We start from the raw sequence: 14,616 nt of genomic DNA, 5'->3' as shown, positions 1-14,616 counted from the left end.
GTCGGCGTCACCTGGTGCCGGACCAGCACCTCGCGGCGGTGACCGAGCACCCGGACGACCCGCCGCCAGTTGTTGGCGGACCTGGCGGTGACGCCGCAGTGGGTCTTCACCGCCGCCTTCCAGTGCTTCGGGTCCGGGATGACGCTCGCCATCGCCTCGAAGGCCGCGCCGAGCTCGAACAGGTTGTCGGTCGTCTTGCGGCCGATCTCGNGCCTTCCAGTGCTTCGGGTCCGGGATGACGCTCGCCATCGCCTCGAAGGCCGCGCCGAGCTCGAACAGGTTGTCGGTCGTCTTGCGGCCGATCTCGTGCACCGTGGCGATGCTGGTGTGGGCGATCTCGAGCGCTTCGGGCGGCAGCGCCTCGAGGTCGAACGGCACGGACGGCTCCTTCCTCTTCCTCCTTCCCTTCCCCTTCTTCGTCTGGCTCCCGGCCTTCGCGGACGCCTTCTTCTTCTTGCGGGCCTTCAGCTCCCTGGCCGCTCGCGACCCGGTGGTGGCCGCCGCCTGCGTCCTCACCTCTTCCGTCACCATCGTCTCCTTCACGCGCGCGAGGGGCGCGGGAGCGTCGCCCGCCTGCGCCGCCGCGCCCGGGGCGGCCCCGGCCTCGTTAATGTTGATCACCGCGTCTTCGTAGTCCATCCTATGTACTCTCCTGGATGCGCCGCGCCATTCGCGACGCCAGACACCACAATACACGGACTAGCTGAAGCAGTCAAAAGTGGTGTTTGAAGTAATGTTTGCTCTTGTATTGGCTATACAGCGCAATGTGGCGGAAAATCGCGCATATATTGGCCGAACTAGGCGGCGGCCTTCTTGCGATGAAGATATCTTGCTTCCGGATGCCGATTGTCCAACTTGCCTGCGCAGTTGCAGCGGCCCTTGACGCGGGGCGCCGGACGGGCATCTCGCCCGGATGCGGCCGATCCGCAGGGCTGTGGAAGTCGTTTTTCTGCCTGGGACCGTATTCGGCCGGACCAGGAAGAAGAGGGGTGAGAGGGTCGCCCGGAATTTTTTGCCGCGGCTGAAGAGGCGGTCCGGGAGCTGCTCTGAACGTGCTGCGCGATCCACCCGTGCTGACGGCGTTTGCCGGCGTATCGTCGGTCTCGAAGAGTGTATCGCCCGACCGCGGCCGCGCAACGCTGGCGGGCGTCGCTGAATCGCCTGTCTCGAGCCCTGTCACGCGAATGCGCAACCTGTCTCGGGTCATCTCGACCTGCCGGGACGTTGGCTTGCTTCACCCGCCCTGCCGGGGAGAGCCTACCCGCAACGGCGTTTGCTCCTGAATCGCAAGACTCGGGCTTGGTCACGCCTGCGGCGAGGTTGGTAACGCGGGCGCATGGCCCGGTAACGCCTGTCTGGACCGGGGGTAACGGGAATGCGCAACTCGAGACGAGGCACAATAGCTTGCCCGCAATGCGCACCGAAGCGAAGCGAGATAGAGCGCCGGCACTTCGGCGGTGATAGCGATCACGATGGATGAGCCCCGGATCATGTGCGTGCACGGTCCAGGGCTCCTGGTGCGCCAGGGGAGCACTGTCTCGTGGCTCAGTGGCGCCCCGTCTCGCCGAACGGGAGACCGAGCCGATAGAAGCGTCCGAGGGTGCGGGCAAAGCTGAGATCGGGCGCGATCAGCCAGAGATCGGAGGTGAGCGCGTGTCGCCCGTCCCGTATCACCGGATGCCTTTCGGCGACGCCGGTCAGGCAGGGCACCGCACGGTGGCCGATGCGCCAGTCGTCCAGGCGTGGCGCCTGTGCCAGGTCACGCGACGTCGGACGCCAACCCGCCTCGATCTGCTCGAGATCGGCGAGAAGGCCCCGCAGCCGCTCGATGACGGATCCAATATCCTCGACGGGCCCATGCGGAGGAACGTGCAGAACCATCAGACGCCGGGCTCCTTGTCCCCGCTGTTGCCGAGAGGCTCGTGCGCGTACGCTCCTCCCGCGCCACGCTCGCAGCGCTCCTGCGAAGACGCACTCTCCCTCCAATCGGCTTCATCGCCCGGCCGCTTCGTCGTTGCGGTGCGAGCAATAGCCTCGCCATCAATGCCATCCGGGTTGGCGGGACCGCCCTGCTTCGGCGTTGCCTCCCCTTCGAGCGTGGATGGCGTGTCGCCTGGCGCGGCATGGAGGATCGCGGCGATCTCGCTGGCGTCGAGCGATCCTGCCGCCTGGAGCGCTTGGGCCAACCGAAGCAGCAGTGGGCGATGCGCCTCGAGCGTCCTCTTCGCCAGCGCAGACGCGGCCTGAAGGCGCGCCTCCACGGCTTCGGCCAGCGGACTCGCCCGCAGGAGCTGGCTTTGCGCCATGGCGGCGCTGCGGTGAGTGAGCGGACGATCCCTGCCGAAGCCGAACTCCACTTCCATGGCAAGCGCGAGCTGCGTCGCCTGCGCCAGATCGCTGGAGTCATCGCCCCCGCTGCCGCTGGCGACGTTGCGGAGGAGCAGTTCCTCGGCTGCCCGGCCGCCGAGGATTGCGGCAAGATGCGCCGTCATCCAGCTTTCGTCCTGCTCCACGCTGAGATCATGGTGCGTGACGGCATAGCCGCCACGCTCATCCTCGATCGACAGGTCCAGGAGCGTGCCGAGCTTCAGGGCATGACGCATGACGGCATGCCCCGCCTCGTGGATCGCCATGCGGCGCCGAAGCTGGGGCGAAAGCTGCGGCTTCTCCGCATCCAGCGCCGTCTGGAGATCGGAGAGGGTCAGGGCGCGTCTTTCGCGCCGGGCGTGGCCTCTCGCCTCGCGCACCAGCCGCTCGATGTCGGCGCCGGTACGCCCGACCGCCCGGCGCGAGAGGCGGTCGAGGATCGCGCGGTGCGCTGAGGTGGTGTCGGGGGGCGCGGGATCGCCCGGCTCCCCGCCGGCGACGAGCCGCTCGAGATCGGGGCCGAGATGGTGGGCGATGATCGCGGCGAGCGTCGCGCGATCGGGCTTGGGGATCGCGATCCCGGTTTCCCACCGCCCGGAGCGCGTCAGCGCCGCATCCAGCGCTTCCGGGCGGTTCGTCGCACCGACCACGATGACGCCCTCGGTCTTCACCGCGCCGTCCATCAGCTCCAGCATCCGGTTGACGATCGAGTTCCAGTAGTCCGCATAGTCCTTGGTGTCCGGCTGGCGCCGGCCAATGGCGTCGGCCTCGTCGATGAACAGGATGACCGGCGCCGACGCCTCGGCCGCCTCGAAGGCCGCCGACATGCGTCTCAGGACGCTGCCAAGATAGCCGGGCTCGAGCCAGACCTGCACCGAGGCGACATGCAGCGGGATCTGGAGCGTGTTGCAGAGCGCCCGCGCGAAGGTCGTCTTCCCCGTTCCGGGCGGGCCCGACAGCAGCAGCCTCGTGCTCATCTCTCGCCACGAGATCTCGCCCGCCCGCCAGAGATCGAGGTCTGCCCTGAGGTCGAGCGCCCAGTCCTTGGCCTTGCCATAGCCGGACAGGGTCTCGACCGTCATGCTTGGGTCAGTTCCAGAAGGCTCCGGCTCGATGACGGTCGATCCGACATCCTGGCGATCGTCGCGCCTGTGATCGCTGCTGCTGCTGGAGGTGCGGTTGCCCTCGCCCTTCGCCCTGTCCTGAATCTTCCGCGCGGATTCCTGGATCGAGCCCTGCGTGCGTCCCAATGTTCGACTGGCGCCGAGGTCGTCATCGTCGTCGTCGTCCTCATCGTCACTCTTGGCGGCATCCTCCGCCGCACTGGCGCGAACCGCCTCCGTCGCCGTTCTGCCGAGCTGCGTGAGCAGCGCCACAATGCGGCCGAGCGGCAGGCCGGCACGAATGCACAGCGACAGATCCGCGAGCGGAAGGAGGTTCAGCTCGATGTCGCGGGGAAGCTTTGCGAGCGCACGTTCGATCTCCTCCGCCGCGTAGCCCGTGATGATCGCGATCGTCTGCGCGACGATGGCCGCATCCAGCATGCCGCCATCGAGGCAGTGGTGGGCGGCAAGGTTCAGGAGCGGAGGGAACGCGGGCTCTTCCGACAGGACGATCAGCGGATGACCGGATCGGGCGGCATAGGCGAGATGGTCGCCCAGATCGTCTTCCCTGCTGCCGGACGCCTTGGCGTCCAGGACGATCTGGCCCGTCCTGTCGAGCGTCATCGTCAGAAGGCGCCAGGCCGGATCGTCGCCACCGGAGAATGGCCGTTTGGTGGAAAGCCGGATCCGGGTCAGCTCAACCGCTTCCACCCGCCCCGGCAGGATGGCGCCGCACTCGACGAGCTTGCAAGCGGTCTCCGCAAATCCGTGAACCTGGGCGTGGATCGCCACGATCGCGCCCGGCATGCGGCAGAGGCGCTCGAGTTCGGTCGGGTCCAGTTCGCCATTGGCCAAAGCCCGCTCGATCAGGAGCAGGGCGGCGACATTGCCGGCGTCGGTCTTCACCCCGCCCGGCGCTGATGCCAACAGTGGCTGTGCTGAACCCGGCTCCGAAGAGGCGGTCACTGCCGTGGACGGAGCCGGAGCCGAGGGAGCGGCAGCGGATGACGAGACGGCCGCGCTGACCGCGGCTGCGTCCCGGCTGCTCCGCTCCGGGTCTTCCCGTTCCTGACTGTTCCTCTTGCTGGAGAGAGGCCGCCGGGTCATCGGGCGCCCCTCCCCGGCATCGACCGCCTCTGGCCGCGCCGGCCAAGCCAGTCCAGCACGGCCTGCGAGGTCGGCTCGCCCGACGCGGCAAGCCGGCTGAGAGCATCCCGGATCGGCATCGGCACGCGTCCGATCTGCTTCACGCTCTGGATCGCCAGGCTGACGACCAGCGCGGCATCGGGAAGCGGCAGGGCGCCGCCGGCGTCCGGTCCCGCTTCCCCGTGGCGCCGCGCCCCGGCGGCACGAGCGAGTTCGGCCAGCCGGTCATCGGTCACAAGGGGCCTGATGAGTGCGGAGGGCGCCGCCGAAGACAGAGCCGGGTGCGGCGTCTCGGACACCTTCGCGGTGCCGCGCAGTGGGATTGGCGCTTTGTCCGGACCGGAGGTCGGGCGGTGGTGATCATTTGAGGGAGACTTGGTCATGGATGAGCAGATCCTGCGCGCCCCGGCGCCCGGCAAAGCGGACCAGCGGTGGCACGGTCAAAAGAGGAAGAGAGAAGCTGGCGCCGTCGCGTCACCGGCGGCGTCTCGGCAGGGAGACTGGGCCCCGGTCATATGACCGAGCCGGGCACCCTCAGGCGTGAAGGCGCGGCTGCGCGAAACCGAAGCGTATCAGCCGCTCGGATCGCGATGGCGCGCGGGCCGTCGATGCCGTCGCCGAGCTTCGGGTCGAATGACCGTGGAAATCATTTCCACGGACCCCGGCACGGTCTGCTCCATCGTCCGCACCAGCAATGGCGGGCGCCGGCGTGAACGCATCCGCATCGCCGCAGTCGACGCCGCGATGATCATGCTCGGTCGTCGCATCGCTCGCACCTCCCGACCGGGCGTCTTCCCGCGCCTCCGCCTCGACCAGCGGCCGGGAAAGGCGCAGCATCTCGGCCTCGATCAGCCCCTGCACGCGGGCGGCAAAGCGCTCGCGCATCAGCATCATGGCCGAGGCGGCGCCATCGACCTCCAGGAGATCGTCGATCTCGGCAAGGCTCCACAGGCCCGCCTCATGGTCGCTCGTGCCGCTCGAGCCGTCGACGATGGCGATGCCCACGCTATCGACGGCGAGGCGCTTCCTCTCCTTGTAGAGCCAGTCCGGCAGGATCAGAGAGGCGGCCAGCATCCGCGTCTTCAACTCGCTCAGGCGGTGCGTCGCGAGATAGGAGGCAAGCGAGCGCTTCACATCGATCACCAGCGCCGAGCGGTAGCGCCGGTTCACCGTGACGATGTCCGGCGCGTACGTGCTGCGCGCTCTGGCATCGGCGTCGAGGGACAGGCCCTTCAACGCGCCCGAGCGATTGTGCGCGACGGCTTCCAGCGCCGCGGGCGTCACCGACAGGCGCACGCCGCCGCCGAGAACCACGAGATCCGTATTGCGACGCCCGATGGCGATCATCGCCTCCTCGAGAAGCCGTCCCTCGTGGAAGGAGACCGAGCGGATCAGCGCGGCGATGCCGATGAAGCCGCCCAAGATCGCGTCCGGCGCCGGAACAGCCGCGGCGACGAGCCCGACCGCCCTCTCGACCAATGGACCCAGCTCGTCCGCCATTGTCGCGGGATCGATCCGGCAGGGGTAGCGCGCGGCAACGCAGGAAGGGGAAGACGCAGGAGACGCACTGGCGTCGGAGAACGGCGCCGCACCTGGCTGAGCCGGAGCGGAATGGGAAGAACGGTTCATGGAAGTCCCTTTGAAGGGAGACGATCGACGTCGAGCCTTGCTCGGCAACGCAGGCGGCGAAGCGACCGCGACGGCGAGCAAAGGCATGGCGAGCCCGTAGCGAGCAGGGCTAACCCCGCCCGGGGAACGGCTCGGATCGTCTCGGATGGAGGATGGAAAGCGGGTGGCGCGGTAGCGGACGCCTGTTCAGCAACCGCTGGGCGACGTCGCAGCGATCAGGCTGACGGGACGACGCGGGCGTCCATCTGCCGGCGCAGGGCGCCCTGCGTCACTGCCAGAACTTTCCACGAAGGGACGAAGCGGATATGGCTCGTCATAGCCCAAGACCTCTTATCCAGGTTGCGGGTCAGGCCCTCGTTCGGTGTGTCCAGCACCAGCGGGGGCCGTCTTTGTCGAAGGCAACGGCTCACCGCTGCCCGACCCCAAACCTGACGCCTTCAACCGCCGATCGCAAGGCGCCGGCGATGTCCGGGCGCCGGCATGGTTAACATCGGGCTCGCAATGATCGGCGAGCGAGCAAACGGATTGCTTACCGCGGCCCGGCGATAGCCTCTCCCTCACAAATCGAATGCGGACTGCACGACCAGATGAACATCCTGCGCTTCCTCGACATCTCAACCGCGCACCTCACCAATGGCGATGTCGAGCTACTGGATAGCGGCGAGGACCTGCCGATCGACAACATGGCCTATGACTATGGCTGGATCGTCTCGACCGCTACCCTCATGGATGAGGAGACACGCGACGAGGTGGTCACGGAGTTGCGGGCCGCAGGATTTTCGGAAGCGTTCATTGCTGCGGCAATCGCGGCCGGGAGGAATGAGTGCTGGCTGCTCCGCTTCGAGGCCGACGCAGACGTCGAGGAGAGTTTGCCCGTTGGCGGGTACGACGGCATCAAACGATGCCGGCAGACGCCTTTCCCGTAGGAGTATATTTGCGTGGCCGGGTGCGTGAAGTCAGCAATGCGCCCTTTTCGGTCGTTCAAATGCTTTTGCGACCGTTCCGCATTGCGGACATTCGCGCCCCGGTGTGACCTATCCAATGCGCGGGATAGGCCCATTATGGAATGGCTGAAATGGGTAGAGATCCGCCGCCCCCCTCCCAGTTTTGAATCTCAGTTGGATACCCGCTGACCCATTTTGCCCAAACGTTATTTAACGGGAGAGGCGGTCGTACGCGTCCTCGACGGCCTCGTCCGCCTGCCACTTGGGACCGGCGTCGTCGAGGTGCAGCAGCGTGATCTCCTGGTCGTACCGCTCGGACCGGATGCACATCTCGACCACGGACTCCTCGAACCAAAATCCTCGGGGGCGCAGAATGCCCGACCGGGCCTCGTCGGAGTGGTCGCCTGTCACTGCCGTCGCCGCGGACGGAAGTTCGAACACCGTGTTCTTCGTGGCTATGTAGGCCCCGCTCCTGAACGCGGCGTCGCTCGCCTTGGCCCAGTGCGCGAACCCCTCGTTCGAGACGACCATGAGGGCGCGGGTCTGGGTATACTCCAGCCACCGCAGGATCACCGCGGTGAGCGAGACGCCGTAGCGGGTCGCGAGCGTCCCGAGTAGGTCGAAGTCTGGGCGAGTCCGTGCGGGAAGCAACCTGCGGCAATCGTTGAGGGGCATGAGGAGGTTGGCCGCGAACTCGTCGGCCTGCCTCTCGATGTCCGGTCCCTCCCCGCGATGGACGCTCTCCTCCTCGCAGTAGATCCCGCCCTCATCTTTGGCCTCGATGAGGTCGCGGTGGAGGAGGTAGTGCCCGAGCTCGTGGGCGATGGTGAAGTTGCGGCGCCCCGGGGTCTGTCCCGTCGAACAGACGATCCCCCATTGCCGCGGAACGGTGTCGGAATAGACGAGGGCACCGACGCATCCGGTGAGGTCGCGGTCTATGACCTCGTGGATCCGCGTCGCCGGCGCCGTCTTAGTCGAGTATTCGATCGCAAGGCGCTCGACGTCGACAGGACCCTTCTCGAACCTGTCGATGCCAAGCACCAGGTCCAGCATCGTTGTGAGCTTGTAGGCTTCCTTCAGCGGACGCGGCGGACTTGCGGTCATGTCGTGTGCTTGCCGCCGAGCGTTTTGGCGATCTCCCGCAACTGCCGCTTCGTGTCCGGGCTCATGCCGCTGTACGCGCGGAAGAACGCTTGGTCCTGAGCATCCCCAAGAGACTGGCTGTCGGACCCCAACAAGTAGTCAACCGTGACGTCGAGGGCGGCCGCGATGGCGGCAAGCTTCTCCGCCGAGGGCCGCGGGGGGTTCTTGTTCTCTAGTTCCCAGACGTAGCTCTTGGACGACCCTGTCACGGCCGCGAGCTGGTCGAGCGTCATCCGCTTGGCCATCCGGAGCTCCTTGATCCTCGGGCCGAAGCTCATCGCCGCCGTCGTCCGCACATGTCCATGCCTGCGTTATCCCCAAAGTTCGCTGTGGACGCATGGTAGGTTCCTTGACTCCGAAGGACAAGATGCCCATCTTGTTCGGAATAGCGATACAAGAAATAGCATTAAAGAGGTTTCCATCTTCTTGATGAGGCATCACGCAGCAGTGGCACGGATGCACTGCCTGGCTCATCGGCAACGGAGGGACGGATGGCGAAAAATACGGGAGATGGCTTCCGCCGCGGAGCGGTGATCGCGAGGACGCAGTTCCAGCGTCCGGACGGCCTCTGGCAAAAGCGCGACGAGCGCACGGGCCAGCTTATGGGCGTCAAGGACGACGGCACCCCTTTCAAGGGCGTGGCCCGCGAGCCAGACGGACGCGACACGCCGAACGCCTGACCGTCTGCACACAACCGGGCTGGTCGAGCGGCGTCGCCGCCGGTCTGCCGAAACGATGATCGAGGAGAGGGCGATGTCCGCCAAGACCACTCACTTCAAAGTCGGCAACGGCGACATGACCCTTGTGGTCCTGGATAGCGGCCGCAGCATCCTGATCGACTGCAAGATCACCAACGATGCGGATGATCCGGACCACGAGGCCGCAGATGTCGGAGCGCAGCTCCGCGACCGCCTGGCACGGGATGCTCAGGGGCGCCTGTACATCGACGCCTTCCTGCTCACGCATCCTGACCAAGACCACTGTGCCGGCCTCCGCCGGAACTTCCACCTCGGGACGCCCGGTTCGTGGGTGAAGGCGGACGACAAGATTCTCATCAAGGAAATGTGGTCGTCCCCGATCGTGTTCCGCCGCACCGACCGCAAGAACGCCAAGTCCGGGCACACCCTGTGCGATGACGCCAAGGCTTGGCGCGACGAGGCCCGCCGCCGTGTCAGGCTGTTCAGGGCACAGGGGTGGCTCGCCGACGGCGACCGCATCCAGATCTTCGGCGAGGACGTCAACGGCAAAACGGACGACCTCCTCCCGATCCTCATCTCGGCCGGCTCGACCTTTTCGACGATCTGCGGCGTGACCGACGGCACGTTCACGGGCGTCCTGCTGGCGCCAATGCTGGCCGACGACGACGAGGAGGCCGAGGTTCTCTCGAAGAACAACTCGAGCGTGATCGTGCGGATGACCCTGGCGGCCGACGGTAACGCCACGGCCGGGCGCTTCCTGTTCGGCGGCGACGCCGAGGTCGCCATCTGGGAACGGATCCGCGACGAGTACACGGACGCGGACCTGACCTACGACGTCCTGATAGCGCCGCACCACTGTAGCTGGCACAGCCTCTCGTGGGATAGCTGGTCCGACAAGCGTGAGAAGGCCAAGGTCTCCGACAAGGCCCGCTCGGCGCTCGCGCAGGCGGCGTCCGGTGCGCTCATCATCTCGAGCAGCAACTCGGTCCTCGACGACGCCAACGATCCGCCCTGCATCCGTGCCAAGCGCGAGTACGAAGCGATCCTGAAGCCCGTTCGCGGCCCCTTCCGGTGCGTGGCGGACGAGCCGGGCGACGACCCGCTGGAGATCAAGGTCGGCTACTTCGGGGTCAAGCCATCTCGGGTCGTCGCGGGGGTCGCCGGCGTCCTCGCGACGGGCGTCGGCAGTGAGGCCCTAGCACATGGCTGAGGTTTCGATCCCCCTTCCCATGGAGCGGGCCCTCCGAGTTTCCTCTGTTCATCCCGCCGTCCGCGACGTGCGGTTTGTCGAGCGTCACGAAGATGGTTCGGTATGGGCCGAGCTCGACGTCGAGCAGGAGCTGCCGTCGACGTGGCGTGCGGCTGGCGTCAGTCCCAGCGGCGTCAAGGCGATCGAGACCGTGACCATCCGGTTCCCGGCAGATTTCCCGAGGGGCTCGCCGCGTGCGTTCCTGCGGCCGGACTTCGACCGGGCCCACCCCCATCTCCTACCCGTGCCGGCGTCGCTCGGCCTTCCGCCGCAGCCGTGCGTCGTGCAGGCCTATCCGTCCGAGCTCATCCAGGCCCGGGGCTTTTCGGGCTACGTCGACCAACTGGCCGACTGGCTCGACAAGGCCGCGATGGTCGAGCTTAACAACCCGAGGCATGGCTGGGAGCCCGTGCGCCGCGACCACATAGACGACGAGCTGATTCTGGATCCCGACGAGATCCGCCGCCTCGCCACGCCTGAGGGCGAGTGCGCTGTCGTGCGGACGCAGTACCTGAGGTTCGGGCCTGCTTCCGGCCCCGTGACTATGCGCGTCGCGCTCCACACGGAGGAAAGGGTCGACCCCGCCAGCGCTGGGTGCGGGGAGGAGAAAGTCACGGACCGTGTCCGCCGCGGCCAGGGCGCCGCCCTCGTGATCTCGGCTCCGGACAGGGACGGATCTCCCTTTGTCGTGGACGTGCCGGTGCCGGAGAACGTCGCCACCGTCGAGGATCTCGTCCGTCGTGCCGACTGGTTCGGTTGCCGCGCTGACCTTGAGGCCAAGCTAGCATACATCGGGATGTTGCTGGCGAACGGCTCGTTCGGCGCTGGACCGCTGCCCGTCATCTTCCTCGTGCGACGCCCGTTCAACCTTATCGGCAGTCAATCCTCGATCGAGATATGCCCCTACCTCCTAGACCTGCGTCCGAACGAAGATCTGTTGCGGGGGAAAGGCGACGTCCGCCTGTGCAGCGTGCGCGACGACGTGTCGGTGCCCCTTCTTAGCCGAGCCTCCGGGTACGACGCCGGCGCCTCGCGCCGGCGGTGGGTCCTGCTCGGGTGCGGCAGCGTCGGGTCAAAGATCGCCGTCCACCTTGCCAGAATGGGCATGGGACCGCGGGACGTCTGCGACCGCTCGGTTATGTCACCCCACAACTACGCTCGCCACGCCCTGCTGCCGGAGCCCGGGGTTCGAGGCGGGATGCCCGGCTACAAGGCCGACGCCCTGGGGCGCGCCCTGTCAGCATTCCGGCAGGAGCCCGTCGCTCGCGTCTGCGACGCCGAGGAGCTCTGGAGCACCACTGAGAGCCGTGCCGACCTTTCCGGCTGCGACCTCGTCCTGCACACCACGGGGTCGAGCCTGCTGCGAGAGATCATCTCGACGCAGGCATGGGACGGGAGACCGCGCTTCGGCGAGGCCCACCTTCTGGGAGCGGGAACGGTTGCCTACGCTGCCTTCGAAGGACCGAGCTCGAACCCGAGCCTCAGCGATCTAGCCGCCGAGTCCTACAGGATCGTCGCCAACGACCGCGACCTCCGGGGCCAGGTGTTCTCCGCCGAGGCGCAAGCCATCGACATCGGCCAAGGCTGTGGAGCGCTAACGTTCCCGATGCCCGACGACCGCTTGGCGACGTTCGCGGCCGGGCTTAGCCACACGGTACTCCGGCGTCTCACTGCGGAGGCCGAGCCTGCGACGGGAAGCATTCATCTCGGTCGAATCCTTGAGGACGGACTGTCCCAGTCGTGGACTTCGGTCGACGTGGAGCCGTGGACGGTGGTGGCGGGAGACGCGGCCAGCGTGCGGATCAGCCCAAGGGTGAACGCGGAGATCAGGGCGGCCATAGCCGCGCGGCCGGGCGTCGAGACAGGCGGCGTGATCGTCGGCCGCTACTCGCAGGTTGGGGACAACTTCCAGGTCGTCGACCTGCTGCCGGCCCCGTCCGACAGCGTCTTCACCGCGGAGCGGTTCGTGCTAGGCGTCAAGGGGCTGCGGCAGTCGGTCCAGCGGTTGCTCGAGGACAGCGGTGGATCTCTCTACGTCCTTGGCACTTGGCACAACCATCTCGCCCCGAGCGGCCCGTCCATGCTGGACGCGGCAACCGCCGCCTGCTTGGCTCTTCGCCAGTTCTTCCCGGCCCTCATGCTGATCGCTCACCCCGAGGGCTACTCGTTCCTCACCGCCGAAGTCGGCGGCACCGTTCCAGCCGAAGCACGGGGACACGCAGCCGAATGACGGACCTATTACGAGGCGTTGGCCTGAGCCGCTACGAGCTCAACGCGCGCCTGAAGCCAGCTCTCTTGGCACTGCTCCCGGCCCTTGTTGTCGGGCTGTTCTGGTATCCGGGAGCTTGGTCGGCCGCCGGGGCGGTCGTGGCCGTCGGGAGTGCTTGCGGCGTCCTCTACGCCATCGCGCAGCTCGCGAGGAACCGGGGGCGTGCGGCGGAGCGCCGACTGGGACGCGAGGTGGGCAGAGACAACAGCGCCAAGCTCCTCACCCATTCCGACGACACGCTCGTCGCGGAGACCAAGGCCCGCTATCACGCCTACTTGCGCAACCATGGGCAGATCCTTTCGACGGAGGAGGAGGAGAAGGCAGAGCCGGTGCTCGCGTTTCGACGCGCGCGGTCGGCCGTGGATTGGCTTCTCGAGCACACCCGATCGGGCGGGGGCGGGCAGCTCCTCCTGGACGAGAACGTCTCCTACGGTTTCCAACGCAACCTCTTCGGCCTGAAGCCCTTTGGGATCGGACTGAGCGTGGTTGCCATGGCGGCGCACGTGCTTCTGCTCGCCCTCGTGGCCCAGGAGACTGAACAGTTCTGGCTCGGCGTCGCGATCTGCTTCCCTCTGCTGATCCTCGTCCTCGGTTGGTCGTTCCTGGTCACTAAGGGAGCGGTCGCGGAAGCTTCCCTTGCCTACGCGCAGAGGTTCTTGGCCAACTGCGAGCCCGCAACGAAGGCACCCCGGGCCCGCCGCGCGTCGAGCAAGAGCCAAGAGGACCCAGCGCCGACGAAACCTCGGAAACCGGAGGTTCGAGGGTCCTGAGCACGACCGTTCGGATCACCCGGCGTCGGGCTGCGCCCGGCACGGGAGCAGGCGCGTTGCCCTAGCCCTTGCAGTATTTCACGCCAGATGTCATATTCAAGGCGACAAATGGCGAGGGCGACGTGAAGGAAGAGATCATCAAGGAAGCGGTTTCTCAACGCCCCGCTCGGGCGATGGAAGCCAACGCACCCGCGGGAAAGTCGCGGAAGGGCGGCGAATGGATGGTGCGTAAGGCTGGCAAGGTAGCCACTCAGGTGCACGTTTATTCCGTGGACGGACACCGGGTCGAACGCGTGGTCAGCTTCCTTGGCGGCAAGGAAGTGATCCCGCGGGAGATCACCTCTCCGATGGACACCCACCACGTCATCTCGCGCGGCCTTCCCAAACGCTCGGTCACGCACCTGCTCGACTCGCTCGTGATTGTCCATGACCGGACCGTGCTCTCCGGAGCTCTCGGCATGTCCCTGCGCACCCAGCAGCGCCTCAAGTCAGAACCGGAGGAGACGCTCAGCGTCGAGGCCAGCGGCAAGGCTTGGCAGTTCGCCGAGACCCTTGCGCATGCGTCCGAGGTCTTCGGCACGCAAGAGGCGGCCGAGCGCTGGCTGGAGACTCCGGCGACTGCTCTCGAGGGGGCGAAGCCCATCAACCTGCTGTCGACGCCGCCCGGTAGCGAGATGGTCCGCACTTTGCTGACCCGCATTGAGTTCGGCGTCTACACCTGACATGGCGATGGTCCCGCTACCCGGTGCCCTCGGCGGCACCGAGCTTGTCGCGTGGCGGCTCGACCGTCAGGCGTACGCGGCCACCTGGGACTCCGGCGAGGGATCGTTCCGCGCCGGGGGACGGTGGAGTTCGGTCGGCACGCGGGCGGTCTACTGCGCGTTGGACCCGGCAACCGCGATCGCCGAGGTCGCGGTCCACACGGGCTTCCCGCACCTCGACACCGTGCCCCACGTCCTGACCGAGCTGCTCGTCGACGACCCGGGGGAGGTGCACGTGGTGCAGCCGCCCGATGTCCCGAACCCGAACTGGCTGGTGCCCGGGCACGTGTCGCCGGGACAGCGGGCGTTCGGCGACCATCTCCTGGCGAGCCATAGGTTCGTGGTCCTACCATCGGTCGTCTCGCGGGGATCGTGGAACCTGGTTTTCCTATCCGGGGGCGGGGGGCGCTACACGGTGCGAGACCAGCAACGGTTCGCGCTGGACCCGAGGCTTCATCCGTCGGCCTGACGGCGCCCGCGACTGCATTGGTTTTGCCGACCGCCGAGCGCGGCCGCGGCCCAACGACGCTTGCACCG

The 14,616-nt window shown here is 67.1% G+C and carries 13 protein-coding genes; 7 read left to right on the top strand and 6 right to left on the bottom strand.

The window, feature by feature from the left end; all coding sequences use genetic code 11:
• Nucleotides 1–1,545 precede the first annotated feature (1,545 nt).
• The 4 genes from AB5S17_RS08875 to AB5S17_RS08860 all read right to left on the bottom strand — a co-directional run bounded on the left by AB5S17_RS08875 (nucleotide 1,546) and on the right by AB5S17_RS08860 (nucleotide 6,095).
• The gene (locus tag AB5S17_RS08875) at nucleotides 1,546–1,881 is read right to left on the bottom strand and encodes a DUF6634 family protein (protein WP_369238306.1); all 336 of its coding nucleotides are present in this window, start codon (nucleotides 1,879–1,881) and stop codon (nucleotides 1,546–1,548) included.
• Nucleotides 1,881–4,397 (bottom strand): AAA family ATPase, encoded by a 2,517-nt coding sequence (locus AB5S17_RS08870; protein WP_369238304.1) that lies wholly within the window; start codon nucleotides 4,395–4,397, stop codon nucleotides 1,881–1,883. Before AB5S17_RS08870 ends, AB5S17_RS08875 begins: the two co-directional genes overlap by 1 nt.
• Before the next feature lie 176 nt (nucleotides 4,398–4,573).
• Nucleotides 4,574–4,852, bottom strand: a complete 279-nt coding sequence (locus AB5S17_RS08865; RefSeq protein WP_369238302.1) for a hypothetical protein — start codon at nucleotides 4,850–4,852, stop codon at nucleotides 4,574–4,576.
• Between the two features lie 298 nt (nucleotides 4,853–5,150).
• Nucleotides 5,151–6,095 (bottom strand): hypothetical protein, encoded by a 945-nt coding sequence (locus tag AB5S17_RS08860; protein ID WP_369238300.1) that lies wholly within the window; start codon nucleotides 6,093–6,095, stop codon nucleotides 5,151–5,153.
• A gap of 737 nt (nucleotides 6,096–6,832) precedes the next feature.
• On the opposite strand from AB5S17_RS08860, the gene AB5S17_RS08855 reads away from it, so the two are divergent.
• Complete coding sequence (locus tag AB5S17_RS08855) at nucleotides 6,833–7,171, top strand: hypothetical protein (RefSeq protein WP_369238298.1); 339 nt, start codon at nucleotides 6,833–6,835, stop codon at nucleotides 7,169–7,171.
• Nucleotides 7,172–7,399: 228 nt separating this feature from the next.
• Here the strand turns inward: AB5S17_RS08855 and AB5S17_RS08850 are convergent, their stop codons facing one another.
• Together AB5S17_RS08850 and AB5S17_RS08845 are read right to left on the bottom strand one after the other, a co-directional pair.
• Nucleotides 7,400–8,293, bottom strand: a complete 894-nt coding sequence (locus AB5S17_RS08850; protein WP_369238296.1) for an ImmA/IrrE family metallo-endopeptidase — start codon at nucleotides 8,291–8,293, stop codon at nucleotides 7,400–7,402.
• Nucleotides 8,290–8,610 (bottom strand): helix-turn-helix domain-containing protein, encoded by a 321-nt coding sequence (locus AB5S17_RS08845; RefSeq protein WP_369238294.1) that lies wholly within the window; start codon nucleotides 8,608–8,610, stop codon nucleotides 8,290–8,292. Before AB5S17_RS08845 ends, AB5S17_RS08850 begins: the two co-directional genes overlap by 4 nt.
• 213 nt (nucleotides 8,611–8,823) lie before the next feature.
• Here AB5S17_RS08845 and AB5S17_RS08840 point away from each other — a divergent pair, with 213 nt between their 5' ends.
• From AB5S17_RS08840 to AB5S17_RS08815, 6 genes are all read left to right on the top strand, one after another.
• Nucleotides 8,824–9,012 (top strand): hypothetical protein, encoded by a 189-nt coding sequence (locus AB5S17_RS08840; protein WP_369238292.1) that lies wholly within the window; start codon nucleotides 8,824–8,826, stop codon nucleotides 9,010–9,012.
• A 73-nt stretch (nucleotides 9,013–9,085) separates the two neighbouring features.
• Nucleotides 9,086–10,240, top strand: a complete 1,155-nt coding sequence (locus AB5S17_RS08835) for a metallohydrolase (protein ID WP_369238290.1) — start codon at nucleotides 9,086–9,088, stop codon at nucleotides 10,238–10,240.
• Nucleotides 10,233–12,509: a ThiF family adenylyltransferase gene (locus AB5S17_RS08830; protein ID WP_369238288.1), complete on the top strand. Its 2,277-nt coding sequence runs from the start codon at nucleotides 10,233–10,235 to the stop codon at nucleotides 12,507–12,509. Before AB5S17_RS08835 ends, AB5S17_RS08830 begins: the two co-directional genes overlap by 8 nt.
• Nucleotides 12,506–13,318 carry a hypothetical protein gene (locus AB5S17_RS08825; protein WP_369238286.1) on the top strand — a complete coding sequence of 271 codons (813 nt, stop codon included), beginning with the start codon at nucleotides 12,506–12,508 and terminating at the stop codon, nucleotides 13,316–13,318. Before AB5S17_RS08830 ends, AB5S17_RS08825 begins: the two co-directional genes overlap by 4 nt.
• Before the next feature lie 68 nt (nucleotides 13,319–13,386).
• Nucleotides 13,387–14,040 (top strand): antitoxin Xre/MbcA/ParS toxin-binding domain-containing protein, encoded by a 654-nt coding sequence (locus tag AB5S17_RS08820; protein WP_369238284.1) that lies wholly within the window; start codon nucleotides 13,387–13,389, stop codon nucleotides 14,038–14,040.
• Nucleotides 14,041–14,047: 7 nt separating this feature from the next.
• Nucleotides 14,048–14,548 carry an RES family NAD+ phosphorylase gene (locus AB5S17_RS08815; protein WP_369238357.1) on the top strand — a complete coding sequence of 167 codons (501 nt, stop codon included), beginning with the start codon at nucleotides 14,048–14,050 and terminating at the stop codon, nucleotides 14,546–14,548.
• Nucleotides 14,549–14,616 lie beyond the last annotated feature (68 nt).

The sequence above is a fragment of the Jiella sp. M17.18 genome, from assembly GCF_041027365.1.
In the GTDB taxonomy this organism is placed as follows: domain Bacteria; phylum Pseudomonadota; class Alphaproteobacteria; order Rhizobiales; family Rhizobiaceae; genus VKMB-3413.
Note: the sequence above shows the minus strand (reverse complement) of the source record. Positions and strands in the feature narration are given on the sequence as shown.

Excerpts from the sequence above, each read along its gene's own strand:
- AB5S17_RS08835 (WP_369238290.1), top strand. The coding sequence starts at position 9,086 with ATGTCCGCCAAGACCACTCACTTCAAAGTCGGCAACGGCGACATGACC.
- AB5S17_RS08875 (WP_369238306.1), bottom strand. The coding sequence starts at position 1,881 with ATGGTTCTGCACGTTCCTCCGCATGGGCCCGTCGAGGATATTGGATCC.
- AB5S17_RS08845 (WP_369238294.1), bottom strand. The coding sequence starts at position 8,610 with ATGAGCTTCGGCCCGAGGATCAAGGAGCTCCGGATGGCCAAGCGGATG.
- AB5S17_RS08830 (WP_369238288.1), top strand. The coding sequence starts at position 10,233 with ATGGCTGAGGTTTCGATCCCCCTTCCCATGGAGCGGGCCCTCCGAGTT.
- AB5S17_RS08840 (WP_369238292.1), top strand. The coding sequence starts at position 8,824 with ATGGCGAAAAATACGGGAGATGGCTTCCGCCGCGGAGCGGTGATCGCG.
- AB5S17_RS08855 (WP_369238298.1), top strand. The coding sequence starts at position 6,833 with ATGAACATCCTGCGCTTCCTCGACATCTCAACCGCGCACCTCACCAAT.
- AB5S17_RS08825 (WP_369238286.1), top strand. The coding sequence starts at position 12,506 with ATGACGGACCTATTACGAGGCGTTGGCCTGAGCCGCTACGAGCTCAAC.
- AB5S17_RS08815 (WP_369238357.1), top strand. The coding sequence starts at position 14,048 with ATGGTCCCGCTACCCGGTGCCCTCGGCGGCACCGAGCTTGTCGCGTGG.
- AB5S17_RS08850 (WP_369238296.1), bottom strand. The coding sequence starts at position 8,293 with ATGACCGCAAGTCCGCCGCGTCCGCTGAAGGAAGCCTACAAGCTCACA.